The 13412-nt window shown below is 76.8% G+C and carries 10 protein-coding genes and 2 pseudogenes; 8 read left to right on the forward strand and 4 right to left on the reverse strand.

Annotated elements, in window-relative coordinates; translation table 11 throughout:
- From ACFV0G_RS21295 to ACFV0G_RS21305, 3 genes and pseudogenes are all read left to right on the forward strand, one after another.
- Nucleotides 1–736, forward strand: a pseudogene (locus ACFV0G_RS21295) (hypothetical protein); the annotation flags it as partial.
- Nucleotides 733–3192: an ATP-binding cassette domain-containing protein gene (locus tag ACFV0G_RS21300; protein ID WP_380549953.1), complete on the forward strand. Its 2460-nt coding sequence runs from the start codon at nt 733–735 to the stop codon at nt 3190–3192. The pseudogene ACFV0G_RS21295 and the gene ACFV0G_RS21300, both read left to right, overlap by 4 nt.
- A complete protein-coding gene (locus tag ACFV0G_RS21305; protein ID WP_380549956.1) occupies nt 3189–4388 on the forward strand; it encodes a DUF6348 family protein in 1200 nt (399 codons plus the stop codon). Before ACFV0G_RS21300 ends, ACFV0G_RS21305 begins: the two co-directional genes overlap by 4 nt.
- A gap of 37 nt (nt 4389–4425) precedes the next feature.
- On the opposite strand, the gene ACFV0G_RS21310 is transcribed toward ACFV0G_RS21305, so the two are convergent.
- The 3 genes from ACFV0G_RS21310 to ACFV0G_RS21320 form a co-directional block, all read right to left on the reverse strand.
- A complete protein-coding gene (locus ACFV0G_RS21310) occupies nt 4426–4878 on the reverse strand; it encodes an NUDIX hydrolase (protein ID WP_380549959.1) in 453 nt (150 codons plus the stop codon).
- Nucleotides 4875–6365 (reverse strand): SDR family NAD(P)-dependent oxidoreductase, encoded by a 1491-nt coding sequence (locus tag ACFV0G_RS21315; protein WP_380549962.1) that lies wholly within the window; start codon nt 6363–6365, stop codon nt 4875–4877. The genes ACFV0G_RS21310 and ACFV0G_RS21315 overlap by 4 nt, the downstream gene beginning before the upstream one ends.
- 106 nt (nt 6366–6471) lie before the next feature.
- Complete coding sequence (locus tag ACFV0G_RS21320) at nt 6472–7242, reverse strand: arylamine N-acetyltransferase (RefSeq protein WP_380549965.1); 771 nt, start codon at nt 7240–7242, stop codon at nt 6472–6474.
- Nucleotides 7243–7518: 276 nt separating this feature from the next.
- Here ACFV0G_RS21320 and ACFV0G_RS21325 point away from each other — a divergent pair, with 276 nt between their 5' ends.
- From ACFV0G_RS21325 to ACFV0G_RS21335, 3 genes are all read left to right on the forward strand, one after another.
- The gene (locus ACFV0G_RS21325) at nt 7519–9615 is read left to right on the forward strand and encodes an RICIN domain-containing protein (RefSeq protein WP_380549967.1); all 2097 of its coding nucleotides are present in this window, start codon (nt 7519–7521) and stop codon (nt 9613–9615) included.
- Nucleotides 9616–9719: 104 nt separating this feature from the next.
- A complete protein-coding gene (locus ACFV0G_RS21330; RefSeq protein WP_380549970.1) occupies nt 9720–10307 on the forward strand; it encodes a hypothetical protein in 588 nt (195 codons plus the stop codon).
- A gap of 81 nt (nt 10308–10388) precedes the next feature.
- The gene (locus tag ACFV0G_RS21335) at nt 10389–11015 is read left to right on the forward strand and encodes a hypothetical protein (protein ID WP_380549973.1); all 627 of its coding nucleotides are present in this window, start codon (nt 10389–10391) and stop codon (nt 11013–11015) included.
- A gap of 25 nt (nt 11016–11040) precedes the next feature.
- Here the strand turns inward: ACFV0G_RS21335 and ACFV0G_RS21340 are convergent, their stop codons facing one another.
- Nucleotides 11041–11694: a hypothetical protein gene (locus tag ACFV0G_RS21340; protein WP_380549976.1), complete on the reverse strand. Its 654-nt coding sequence runs from the start codon at nt 11692–11694 to the stop codon at nt 11041–11043.
- A gap of 190 nt (nt 11695–11884) precedes the next feature.
- Between ACFV0G_RS21340 and ACFV0G_RS21345 the strand changes: the two genes are divergently transcribed.
- On the forward strand, nt 11885–12919 hold the full coding sequence (locus ACFV0G_RS21345; RefSeq protein ID WP_380549979.1) for a zinc-dependent alcohol dehydrogenase family protein: 1035 nt from the start codon (nt 11885–11887) through the stop codon (nt 12917–12919).
- 111 nt (nt 12920–13030) lie between these two features.
- Nucleotides 13031–13412, forward strand: a pseudogene (locus ACFV0G_RS21350) (hypothetical protein); the annotation flags it as partial.

Below are 13412 nucleotides of genomic sequence, written 5' to 3' on the forward strand. Positions count from 1 at the left end.
CCCCGCTCCCGCGCGCCCCCCCCCGCCCGCGCCCGGGCGCGCGCGCCCCCCCCGCGCCCGCCTGGCGGCCGCCGCCGCGGCGCTGCTGCTCGCGGTCGGCGCCGGCGCCGGCTGGGTCGCGTTCGGCACCCTGCCGCACACCCTGGACCTGCCCGCGGTGGTCGCGCACGGCCGCGCCCCGGTGACCGTCCGCGCCGACCGGGCGGGCGCCGTGCTCGGGTACCGTGCCGCGGCCGGGGACCGGGTGACGGCCGGCCAGGAACTCGCCGTCCTCCGCACCCCGGCGGGCGCGGAGTTCACCGTCCGGGCGCCGTCCGCCGGCACCGTCAGCGCCCTGCTCGCCGCACCCGGCGGCCAGGCCGCCCCGGGCTCCGCGCTGCTCGCGCTCGACGCGGGCGACGCGCCCGAGACCGTCCGGCTGTTCGCCGCCTCGCTGCGCGACGCCGGACAGCTGGTGCCCGGCCGCACGGTGCGCGTGCCGGTGCCCGGCCGGGGCACCGTCCGGGCGGTCATCACCGCCGTCGATCCGCTGCCGGCCCGCGCCGACACGCTGACCGGCACCTTCCCGGTGCCGCTGCCCGGACTTCCGACCGGTGCCGCCCCCGTGTGGACCGCCTATGCCGAACTGCCCGGCCCCGCCGGAGCCGTGGCCGGGCCCGTCCCGGTCACCGCCGCGGTGGACCTCGGCGCACGCCACCCGTACCAGGCCGTGCTCGGAACGGGGGCCCGCCGATGAGCCTCGACGTCCGCACCCACGCCGCCGCGGCCGACGGAGCCTCCCCGGCCGCCCGCCCGCCGGCCGGAGCCGGCCCCGTACCCGAACCGCGGCGCCCCGCACGCCCCCGGAGGCCCCGCCGCCATCTGCGGACCCCCGTGGTCCCGCAGATGGAGGAGCAGGACTGCGGCGCGGCCTGCCTCGCCGTCGTCCTCGGCGCCTTCGGCCGCCGGGTGACCCTGCACGAGGCCTCCCGCGCCTGCGGGGTGAGCCGGGACGGCGCCAGCGCGGCCGCAGTCGCCCGCGCCGCCGGCCGCTACGGGCTGGTCGCCCGCGGCCGCCGGGTGGAGCGGGGTGAGGGCCGCACGCTGGGCCTGGACCGGATCCACGTCCCGTCGATGGTGCTCGTCACCGGCCCGCACTTCGCCGTCTTCGAGGGCATCAAGCGCGGCCGCGTCCGCATCAACGACCCCTCGCTGGGCGGCTACGCCGCCACGCCGCAGGAGTTCTGGGACTCCTTCGCCGGCATCGCGGTCGGCTTCGAACCGGGGCCGGACTTCGTGCCCGGCGGCCGGCGCCTGCCGCTGCTGCGCGCCCTCGCCGGGCGGCTGCGGCCCTTCGCCGGCCCGCTGCTGCTCGCCGTGCTGCTCGCAGTGGCGCTGGCCGTGCCGGGCGTCGCGGCGGCGTTCCTGCTGCGCGCCTACCTCGGCTCGGTGGTGCTCGGCGGTATGACGCAGTGGGCCGCACCGCTGGCCCTCACGGCGGCGGGCGCCGCGGGGACCGTCCTGCTCGGCACCTGGCTCCAGCAGACACTGGTCAACCGGGTGCTGGAGGCGATGGCCGCCCGCTCCTCGGCCGGCTTCCTGTGGCGGATGCTGCGGCTGCCCGGCTCGTTCTTCCACCGCCGCCAGCTCGGCGGCCTGGTGACCCGGGTGCAGATGAACGACGGCCTGGCGGTGCTGCTGTCGCACCGGCTCGCCGGGGCGGCGGCGGCGTCCGCCACCGCGGCCGTCCACCTGGCCGCGCTGGCCTGGCTGGAGCCGCGCCTGGTGGCCGTCCCGCTCGCGGTGGCCGCGCTGGACGTGCTCGCCCTGCGGGTCGCCGAGCGGCGCCGCGACGGCCTGGTGCACCGGCTGCACGCGGAGCAGTACAAGCGCGACGGCGTGGCGTTCGCCGGTGTGTCGGCGATCGAGACGCTGAAGGCCGAGGGCGCCGAGGACGCGTTCTTCCGCTCCTGGGCCGGCTGGCAGGCCCGGGCCATGGCGACCGGGCAGCGGGTGACCGACGCGGTGATCGTGCCGCTGTCGCTGCCCGGCGCGCTCAACTCGGCCGCGACGGCCGTCGTGGTGGTCGCCGGCACCTCCCTGCTCATCGGCGGGACGCTCTCGCTCGGGACGCTGGTCGCCTTCCTGCTGCTGCTCAGCGGCTTCCTCGTGCCGGTCGGCCAACTGGTCGGCACCGGCGCGGAACTGAGCACCGCCCGGGCCCAGAACGCCCTGCTGGAGGACGTCGAGGGCACCGAGCCCGACCCGTACCTCGTCCCCGTCCTGGACGCCCCCGGTGAGGACGGCCCCGCCGGGGCCGCTCCCGGTGCGGACACCCCCTGCGCGGGCGGCGACGCCGCGGGCGCGGCCCGGCTCACCGGCGCCCTCGAACTGCGGGACGTCTCCTTCGGCTACGACCCCAACCGCCCGCCCGCCCTCGCCGGGATCTCACTGCGGATCCGGCCGGGGGAGTGGGTCGCGGTGGTCGGCGGCAGCGGCAGCGGCAAGTCCACCCTGGCCCGGCTCGCCGCCGGGGTGCTCCGCCCCCGGTCGGGCGAGGTCCTGCTGGACGGGCGCCCGCGCGACGACTGGCACCGCTCCGTGGTCACCCGCCAGGTCGCCTATGTGGAGCAGCAGTTGAGGCTCTTCGAGGGCACCGTCCGGGAGAACCTGACGCTCTGGGACCCGGCCGCCGACGAGGACGCGCTGCGCCGCGCCCTGGACGACGCCGAGGCGGCCGACCTGGTGGCCCGCCGCGGCGGCCTGGACGGCGGCCGGATCGAGGAGGACGCCCGCAACCTGTCCGGCGGCGAGCGTCAACGGCTTGAACTGGCAAGGGCGTTCGCGCTCGAACCGGCGCTGCTGGTGCTGGACGAGGCCACCTCCGCGCTGGACGCGCACACCGAGGCCGCGGTCAACGGCCACCTGCGCCGCCGCGGCACCACCTGCCTGGTGCTGGCCCACCGGCTCAGCACCATCCGGGCCGCCGACCGGGTCGTGGTGCTGGCCGGCGGCCGGATCGTCCAGCAGGGCACCCCGGCCGAACTCGCCGCCGTGCCCGGCCCGTACCGCGAGCTGCTCGCCGAGCACACCCGTGGCGAGGGCCCGGTGGACGCCGCAGACCCCGCGGGGTCCACGGATCCCGCGGACCCCGCAGACCGTGCGGACCCCGCCGCCGCGGCGGACGCCACCGACAAGGAGGAGAAGCCATGACGGCCACGGCGACCCGCACCACCGGGCCGGCCGCCGCCACCGCCGCGGCCAACCGCACCGCCCTGGCCGCCGCGTTCGGCGCCCTGCACGCCGGAGGGGGCCCGCGCGGCCGGGCCGGACGCGGGACGCCCGGCCCGACCGGGCTGAGCCACCCGGCCGAACAGGCGCACGCCCTCCTCGCCGCCCTCGGCATGCTGCCGAGCGGCGACCCCGGGCCGGCCGCGATCCCGCCGGCCGTCCGCCGGGCCGCCGACCCGCTGACGGCGCTGCTGCGGTCGGCCGGGGTACGCCACCGCCCGGTCACCCTGCCCACCCGGCCGGTCGGGCCCCCCCACCCCCCCCCCGCCGGCGGCCCGCGGCGCGGGGGGCGGCGGCGGCCGGGTGCTGCTCCGGCGGGGCCGGGCCGGGTGCGTTGTGCGGCTGCCGCCCGCACCGCTACGGTGTGCGCCATGGGGTTGGGATCTTGGTGGCGCGGCGCGTCCGCAGCCGGCCGCGGACCGCAGGACGGCGCTGCCGGGCGGCTCTCCGACGAGGCCGTACTCGCCGTGGTGGCAGAGCAGTTGAGCGAGATCAGCGGCGAGCGCTGGACGGTCGCCGACGGGTGCGCGAAGGGGCCGGGCACGGCGGCGGTGGCGGTGGCCGCGCCGCACGCGGGCGGCCCTGCGCACCTCGACCTCACCTACCTGGTCGACGCCGGCCGGCCGGAGGAGACCGCGGTCACCGACTGCGTGGCGGGCTTCGGCGCGGACTCGCGGGCCGCCGTCCGTCAGGCGGTCGAGATCTGGGCGTCCACCACCGGCGTGACGATGCTCGAACTGCTCGCCCACAACGGGCGGTTCGCCGGGCATCTGCATCCGAGTGACCCGGACGGCCTGCCGGGCTGGCACGCCATCCACGGCGGCATCGTCGGCTGGGGTTCGGGCGAGCGGCACAACGCCGTGCAGGACTGGACGCTGGCCCGCCCGCTGCTGCCGCAGCTGGCGCCGGCCCTCGCCGACGGCTTCGACCGGGACGGGCTGGTCGGCCTGACGATCGAGCTGGGCGGCCGGGCCGGTGCGGAGAGCGCCGAGGTGCGGGTCGGCGGCGTGGTCCACGAGCAGGCGTCCAAGGCGCTGCTCGCCCTGGACTGGCCCCGGGTCGCCGAGGGCGAGGCCCACGCCCGGACCTTCGTACTGCTCGTCCGCCCGGAACGGTAGGACGCGCCCCGGACGGGCCGGGCCGCCGGCCCCCGGGTCAGCCCCGGGTGACCGGGTACACGTGCGCGCCGCCGGGCCCGGGGTAGCCGTCCAGCCAGCGGGCCAGCACCAGGCCGGAGGGGTGGAACACCGGGGCGGGCAGCGCGTCCACCGCGAACCGCTCCCAGCCCGCGCAGGCGTGCGGCTCGGTGACGTACGCCGGGGCGTCGGTCGGCGGGGCGAGCACCGCGGCGGTGAGCCGGGGCCGGCCGAGCTCGTGGTCGAGCAGGACGGCCAGCACCCGCATCCGCTCGGCGGGCAGCTCGATGCCGGTCTCCTCGGCGAGCTCCCGGGCCGCGGCCTGCTCGAAGGACTCGCCGGTGCCGTCGACCTTGCCGCCGGGCAGGCTCCAGGTGGGGCTCTCCCCGGCGGTGGTGCGCCGGCCGAGCAGGACCCGGCCGTCGGCGGTGGGCACGATCACGCCCGCGCCGATGATCGGCGCACCGGTCACCAGGCGGCCTTCCCGTAGTCCTTCAGGAAGCAGCCGTACAGGTCCTCGCCGAGCTCGCCGCGGACGATCGGGTCGTACACCCGGGCCGCGCCGTCGACCAGGTCGAGCGGGGCGTGGAACCCGGCGTCGTGCATCCGCATCTTGTCCGGGTGCGGCCGCTCGTCGGTGATCCAGCCGGTGTCGACGCTGGTCATCAGGATGCCGTCGGTCTGGAACATCTCCTCCGCACTGGTGCGGGTCAGCATGTTCAGCGCGGCCTTGGCCATGTTGGTGTGCGGGTGCCCGGCGCCCTTGTAGCCGCGGCTGAACACGCCCTCCATCGCGGAGACGTTCACCACGTACTTGCGGCGGGCCGAGGAGGCGGCCAGCGCCGGGCGGAGCCGGCTGATCAGGATGAACGGCGCGGTGGAGTTGCAGAGCTGCACCTCCAGGAGCTCGATCGGGTCGACCTCGCTGACCGTCTGGATCCAGGAGTTGGTGTCCGCCAGGTCGGGCACCAGGCCGCCGGCGTCGATCGCGGTGCCGGCCTCGATCCGGGCCGGCGAGGCGGAGCCGGAGACCAGGGCGAGCGCGGTGACGTCCTCGGCGCTGAGCCGCTCGGAGCCGCTGGTGGCCTGGCCGGGCAGGGCGCGCAGCTCGACGCCGCCGCTGCCGAAGCGGCCGATCACCGTGGAGGCGGGCAGTTCGCCCGCGGGCAGCGGGCCGGCCTCCGCGCCGATCAGCTCGCGGTAGGCGCCGGGGGAGCGGCGGACGGTCTGCGCGGCGTTGTTGATCAGGATGTCCAGCGGGCCGTCGGCGGCGACCTCGTCGGCCAGCGCCACCACCTGGGCGGGGTCGCGCAGGTCGATGCCGACGATCTTCAGCCGGTGGATCCACTGGTCGCTGTCCGGCATCGACTTGAAGCGCCGGATCGCGTCGTTGGGGAAGCGCGTGGTGACCGTGGTGTGGGCGCCGTCGCGCAGCAGGCAGAGCGCGATGTACATGCCGATCTTGGCGCGGCCGCCGGTGAGCAGCGCCCGCCGCCCGGTGAGGTCGGCGCGGGCGTGCCGCCGGGCGCGGTTGAGCGCGGCGCAGGAGCGGCAGAGCTGGTGGTAGAACGCGTCGACCTCGACGTACCGCTGCTTGCAGGTGTAGCAGGAGCGGGCGCGCTCGAGTATCCCGGCGATCTCGGTGGTCGTCTCGGTGGTGAGGCCGAAGGCGCCCGCCGTCTCGTCGTCGATCCGGCCGGGGGCGCCGGTGGCGGTGCGGGAGGTGACCTCGCGGTCGTTCGCCGTCTTGCGGGCGCGGGTCTCCTGGCGGCGGCGCTGCTTCAGCGTGCGGAAGATGCCGCCCACGGCCTTGCGGACGGTGATCGCGTCCGGGTGGTCGACGTGGAGCTCGTCGAGTTCGGCGAGGACGGAGAGGCAGAGCTCCAGTCGTTCGGGGTCGATGCCCCGGCCGTAGTCGGTGGTGTCCTGCTCGTTCTGGATGTCCGGGCCCGCCGTCATTGCCTGCTGCCGCTTCCCTGTCGCCTCGCCTGTACCGCCGAATGCTACGGGAGGGCGGCGACGGGAGGCGAAAATCCCGACCGCGACGGCGGTCACAGGGGCCGGCTCACCGTGCCGGGGCGCTCGGCGGCAGCCGCTCCAGGGTGATCCCGAACAGCTCCCGGTAGGCCTCCAGCGCCTGCGCGCCGGTGAGCTCGCGCTCGGTGCGGGTGCCGTCCGCGGCGGTGGTGACCAGCCGGGTGCCGGCCAGCGTGACCCGGCCGTCGCCGTCCGGCCGCGAGCAGGTGGTGGAGCGGGTGAAGTGGGAGTCGGGCGAGGTCGCCTGCCACCAGCAGGTCGGCGCGAAGTCCGCCAGCTCGTACGGCCGCCGGTCCAGCCGGTACTGCGGCGCGCCGTCCATCGCCACCTCCAGGTCCCGGCCGTGCTCGGTGACCGTGAACACCCCGCCCGGGTCCTGCTGCGGTGCGCCGGTGTCGAGCCGCAGCGGGCCGCGGCTGAAGCGCCCGAAGCCGACGTCCACCAGCCGCGGGCCGTCCAGCTCCACCCGCAGCGCCAGGTGGTCGAACGGCGGTCCGGCCCGCTCGCCGTCCAGGACCCGGGCGGACAGCAGCTCCACCCGGTAGCCGAGCGCGCCGAGCAGCGCGCCGAAGGCGCCGTTGAGTTCGTAGCAGAACCCGCCGCGCCGGCGGGTCACCAGCTTCTCCCAGAGCGCCTGCTCGGTGAGCTCGATCGGCTCGCCGAACGCGACGGAGAGGTTCTCGAAGGGGACGGCCGCCAGGTGCGCCGCCTGGAGGGCGCGCAGCGCCGCCTCGTCCGGGCGGTCGGGCCGCGCCGCACCGATCCGGGCCAGGTACGCCTCGACCTGCTGTCCGTCCACTGCGCCCGCCGCCCTCGTGCCGATGCCGTCCGGACCGCCGTCCGGCCCGTGGCCTCCCATTCAGCCCGCTCACCCCGGCCGGCGCCATCGGTCGCTGGTCCTACGCCCGGCGGCCCGTCCGCGGACCGCCTCCGACCTGCGGCGAAACCACGGCTGACGGTCCGTCCGAAAAATTTTCCGAGGAAATCCGTGCGATTTCTGTTATCCCCTCAGGCCCCGTGGGTCTCCCAGGTGTCGGCGCGCATCACCCGACCGAAGGCCGACAGGGAGAGACACATGGCACGCAGGAACAGGAAGGCGTCGCATCGCCGCCGGAACCGCCGCGGGCTGCTGTTCACCACCGCAGCCGTGACCGCCGGACTCATCGCGGGGGCCGTCGGCATCGGCACCGTGGTGGAGGGCGGACTGCCCGGCCGGACGTCCGCGGACGCGGCACTCGTCCAGGAGGTCGACCCGTCGCCGGCCGCCGGACCGCTGCACAACGCCGCGCCCGCCCCGGTGACCAGCGTTCCCAAGAACGACCCGAAGCGCGGCCTGATATACGACGGCCTGGTGCCCGCCGCCAAGGGCGACCGCTGTGTCGGAGTGTTCAAGGCCGACGAGAAGGGCCTGTGCACGCACGGACCCGACGCGCCGCCGAAGGGCGTCGACGTCCACAAGGACACCCCGCCGGCGGTCGCCGCGGCCGCCAAGCCCGCCGATCCGGCGGCCGGCGCCGCCGACGCCGCGCCGTCCTCCGCCGACCTGCTGACCGACGGCACCCCGGTGCTCGACGCGCGCAACGGCGCCGCACTGGGCGGCACCGCGACCCCCGCCGCCGGCACCGCCGCGGCCGGGTCCGCCGTGGTCTGCGACGGCGACGGCAGCACCGGCAACCGCGTCCAGGTGCTCTACGTGCACGCGCCCGGCAACGACCGCTTCGGCCAGTACCTGCCCTCGTTCAAGAAGTGGGCGGCCGACACCGACGCCATCTACAACGCCAGCGCGCAGGAGACCGGCGGCACCCGCCACGTCCGCTTCGTGACCGAGGCCGACTGCAGCGTCTCGGTGCTCGACGTGGAGCTGTCCGCGTCCGCGCTCCAGGAGTTCGGCGCGAGCAACCAGGCGCTCGCCGCCCAGGGCTTCAACCGCAAGGACCGCAAGTACATGATCTTCGCGGATGCCCAGGTGTACTGCGGCATCGGCACGTTCAACGGCGACGAGCGGCCCGGCCAGGACAACCTGAGCAACTTCGGCCCCTCGTACGGCCGGACCGACAACGGCTGCTGGAGCGGCTCCACCGCCGCCCACGAGCTCGGCCACAACCTCGGTGCCGTCAACAACAGTGCGCCCAACAGCAGCAAGGGCGGCCACTGCGTCGACGAGTGGGACATCATGTGCTACTCGGACACCCCGTACTACCCGCAGATGCAGATCCACTGCCCGGACCGCACCCACGACGACCGGCTCGACTGCAACCACGACGACTACTACAACACCAACCCGTCGCCCGGCAGTTACCTGGCCACCCACTGGAACGTCGCCAACAACCGCTTCCTGCTGACCGGCGGCGGCAGCACCACCCCCAACCCGACGCCGACGCCCACCCCGCCGACGGACCCGACCAAGTCGCCCACGCCGACCCCGACCCCGACCCCCACGCCGACGCCGACGCCCAGCCCGACCGGGCCCACCGGCACCGCGCCGAACGTGACGGTCTCCCAGATCACCACCAACTCGGCGGTGCTCAGCTGGCCCAAGGCGGCCAACGCCACCGGCTACGCGCTCCAGGTCGACGGCCGGTCGATCGCCACCGTCACCGCGACCGTGGTCCGCCTGGTCAACCTCCGCCCCGACACGGCCTACAAGGTCGCCGTCGCCGTGCGCGACGCCTCCGGCTCGGTCGGCAAGGCCGGACGGACCTCCGCGTTCCGCACCACCAAGGCCGCCGGACCGGTCGGCCCGAAGCCCGGCACCACGTACCTGATGCTCAACAGCCTCACCGGCCAGGCCGCCGACATGTGGGGCGGCTCCACCCGCGACGGCGCCGTGCTGATCGGCTACCAGCGCACCGGCTACGCCAACCAGCAGTGGTCCTTCGAGGACACCGGCGACGGCTACCTCCGGATCCGCTCGGCCCGCTCCGACAAGTGCCTCCAGATCGGCGGCCAGGCCCTGGCCGGGCAGTACGTGATGCAGCAGCCCTGCTCCACCGCGGACACCCAGAGCTGGAAGGTCGGCGCGGCCGCCGGCGGCGGCTACACGCTGACCGCCAAGGGCTCCTCGCTCGTCCTCGGCACCAGCAAGCGCTGGTACTACGGCGGCTGGCTGCTCGAACTCCAGCAGCCCAACAACCAGCCGTACCAGAACTGGGCCATCCAGCAGGCCTCCTGACGCAGGCCCCCCGAGCCGGGGGGGGGGGGGGCCCCCCGCCCCCCCCCCCCCCCCCCCCCCCCCCCCCCCGCCCTCCGCACTCCCTGCCGAAAGGCCAACCGCCCATGCGCCAGCGCACCCTCGCCGCCGCCGTCCTGCTGACCGGCCTCACCGTGCTCGGCACCGCCGGACCGGCCGCCGCGCACGGCGACACCATCGCCTTCGCGGTCACCAGCCGGATCGACGGCCACCTCCGGGCCGTCGCGACCTGGGAGAACGACCACGACCCGGTCACCGAGACCATCGCCGCCACGCTCAGCGCGACCGCCGACGACGGCCGCACGGTCGGCCCCTGGCCGCTCGTCCCCGTCCCCGGCGAGCAGAGCACCCTCACCACCACCACCCCGCTGCCGCCCGGCCACTGGAAGGTGACCGTCGAGTCCGGCTTCCCGGCCCTCGGGCGCGCCCAGGCCGACCTGACCGTCACCGCCGTCCCCGGCACCGCGCCCAGCGCCGGCCCCACCGCCCCGTCCGCGGCGCCGTCGACCCGGGCGCCCGAACCGGTCGCGGTGACCGCCCGGTCCGAGACCGTCCGCACCGCCGCGGCCGGCGACGGCGCGGGTACCTGGTGGCTCTCCGCCGGGGCCGCCGCGGCCGCGATCTCCGCCCTGGCCGCCGCGACGGTCGTCCTGCGCCGCCGCCGCACCCGCTGAGACGTGTCCGGAGCGACAAGTCGACCTGTCGACCGGCGGGCCGGGGTGTGCCGCCCCGCCCCGCCGGGAGACCATGAACCCATGGACATCGACAGCGCCGTCCGCACCCGCCGCACCCTGCACGCCGTCGCCGAGGCCGTGCTCGCCGGGCCCCAGTACCGCGCCAGCGGCACCATCCGGCTGCGTACCTATCCCGGCGGCTTCGCCACCACTGCCGAACCGTTCCTCCAGGTCGTCGGCGACGAGCTGATGGCACCCGGCCGCCGGCTGCCGCTGCGCGACACCACCTGGTCGGCCCTGGCGGACGCCGTCGGCGTCACCGCCGGGCCGCCCGACGGCCTCTACTCCGACGGATCCGGCGTCGGTCCGGACGACCCGCTCGACGCCGACCCGCAGGCCGCCCAGTGGATCGCGCACTGCTTCGGCATCGCCGACACCGCACTGCGCCGGGTCGGCGGCGACCGGGAACCGGTGCTGTGGCCCGAGCACTTCGACATCGGGGTCACCGTCGACGAGGTCAACTACGGCGTCTCCGCCGGGGACGGTTACCAGCCGGAGCCGTACGCCTACGTCGGCCCGCACACCCCGCGCACCGGCCCGTTCTGGAACGCGCCGTTCGGCGCCGCCCGGCCCGGCCGCGACCTCGGCGGCGCCGACGCGATCACCCGCTTCTTCGAGGAGGGCCGCCGGCTCGCCGCCGACGGCTGACCGGTCCGCCGGGCCCGGGCGGGTCTCAGTCCCCGGCGCCCGGCCGTCCGCCGGCCCGGCCCGTCCAGCCCGGCTCGACCAGCTCCCAGTCCGCCTGCCACGCGTCCTCCGCGCGGTGCTCCAGCCGGCTGCGCCGCACCCCGTACACAACCGAGCAGGTCAGTGCCGCCGCGGACCAGCCGCCCAGGGCGATGAACCCGGCCGTCGCCACCATGTCGGCCGTCGACCGCGGCGCGGTGGCCGGCTGCCCGGTGCCGTCCACCCAGACCGGCACCGTCGAGCCGGGCACGGCGGTGCTCGGCACCGGCGCCTGGTCGGTCACCGTGTGCCCGGGCGGGAAGGTCCAGGTGGCCGTCGCCCGGTACCCGCCGGCCGATGCACCGGAGGCCGAGAAGTCCGCCTGCTGCGGCGTGCTGCGGACCACCGCGGACACCTGGTGCAGCCGGGCCGCGGCCCGGACGGCGCCCGCCTGCGAGGAGCGGAACACCAGCACCGCGGCCGCCACCGCGCCCACGCTCGCCAGCACCATCACCAGCCAGACGCCCACCAGCGCCCGGCTGCGCGCCCGGTCCACCGGACGGCACAGCGGGCCGCCGCCCGCCCCGACGGCAAGCCGGACATGATCGATCAACCGCCGCCACCGGGAGCACCCGCCGCGGCTGGGGGAGTGGCTGCGCATCGTACGCCTCCTACCGCCGGTCCCACTGACTCAAGCGTCCACCCAACCGGCCCGACCGGCACCACGCCACGCCCTGCCGCAGGTCAGCAGGCCCGTCGGCGGGCGCGCCGACCGTGGTGGTGCATCCTGGAGGCAGGACGGTGCCCGGCGCCGGACGAGCGGCGGCCGGGCGGACTGGAGGCCGCTGCCCATGGCTGCCGCATCGACCACCACCGCCTGGGTGGTGGACCACCCGGCGCCCGCCGACCAATGGCCGTTGCGCCGGACCGAACTCCCGGTGCCCGAACCGGGCCCGCGCGAGCTGCTGCTGGAGGTCCGCGCCTGCGGGGTCTGCCGCACCGACCTCCACCTGGCCGAGGGCGACCTGCCGCCGCACCGGCCGGCCTGCCCGCCCGGCCACGAGATCGTCGGCCGGGTGCTCGCCGCCGGGGCCGGGGCCGGGGCCGCCGGCTTCGCACCCGGCGACCGGGTCGGCGCCGCCTGGCTGGCCGGCACCTGCGGCGCCTGCCGGTACTGCCGCGCCGGCCGCGAGAACCTCTGCCCCGACTCCCGCTACACCGGCTGGGACGTGCCGGGCGGCTACGCCGGCCACGCCGTGGTCGACGCCGACTACGCCTACCGACTCCCGGACGGGCCGGGCGCCGTGGCCGACGAGGAGGCCGCGCCCCTGCTCTGCGCCGGGATCATCGGCTACCGCGCGCTGGAACGCGCCGAACTGCCGCCCGGCGGCCGGCTCGGCCTGTACGGCTTCGGCGCCTCCGCGCACCTCACCGCGCAGCTGGCGCTGGGCCGCGGCGCCCGCGTCCACGTACTGACCCGCTCGGCCGAGGCCCGGCGGCTCGCCCTGGACCTCGGTGCCGCCTCCGCCCGCGGCGCCTACGACAGCCCGCCGGAGCCGCTGGACTCCGCGATCCTGTTCGCCCCGGTCGGCGACCTGGTGCCGGTGGCGCTCGCCGCGCTCGACCGGGGCGGCACGCTGGCGATCGCCGGCATCCACCTCAGCGACATCCCGCGGCTCGACTACGGCCGGTACCTGTTCCAGGAGCGGACCCTGCGCAGCGTCACCGCCAACACCCGGGCGGACGGCCGCGCGTACCTCGCGGAGGCGGCCGCCCGCCCGCCGTCCGTCCGGGTCCGCCGCTACCCGATGGGTCGGGCGCCGGAGGCGCTCGCCGACCTCGCCGCGGACCGGGTCACCGGTGTCGCGGTGCTCGTCCCGGACTGACCGCAGGCCCGGGAAGAGGCCTTTCGGCACTGGCCCCCGACCGGGTCCCGACGCACGATCGACGCAACGGGCGGCCCACGCGGCCCGGGAGCGGAGAAGGAGGCACTCGCGATGACCGAGTCCGGTCTCAGCGCGGCCCAGCTGCACACCCTTGCCAAGGCGGCCGGGGCGGCGCCGTCCCTGCACAACACCCAGCCCTGGCGGTTCGAGGCGGCCGCCGACGGCCGCACCCTCGCGGTGTACGTCGACCCGGCGCGCGGCCTGCCGCTGACCGACCCGGACGGGCGGGCCCTGCACGTGTCGGTCGGCGCGGCGGTGTTCAACCTGCGGGTCGCCGCCCGCCACCTCGGCCGCGACCCGCAGGTCCGGCTGCTGCCGGACGCCGGCGCACCGCTGCTGGCCGCCGCGGTCGACCTCGCCCGGCAGTCCGAAGGGCCGGAGGAGATGCCAGCCGCGCTCGCCGAACCCCACTCCCTCCGCGAGCCCGGGGAGT

Source organism: Kitasatospora sp. NPDC059571 (assembly GCF_042735675.1).
Taxonomy (GTDB): Bacteria; Actinomycetota; Actinomycetes; order Streptomycetales; family Streptomycetaceae; genus Kitasatospora.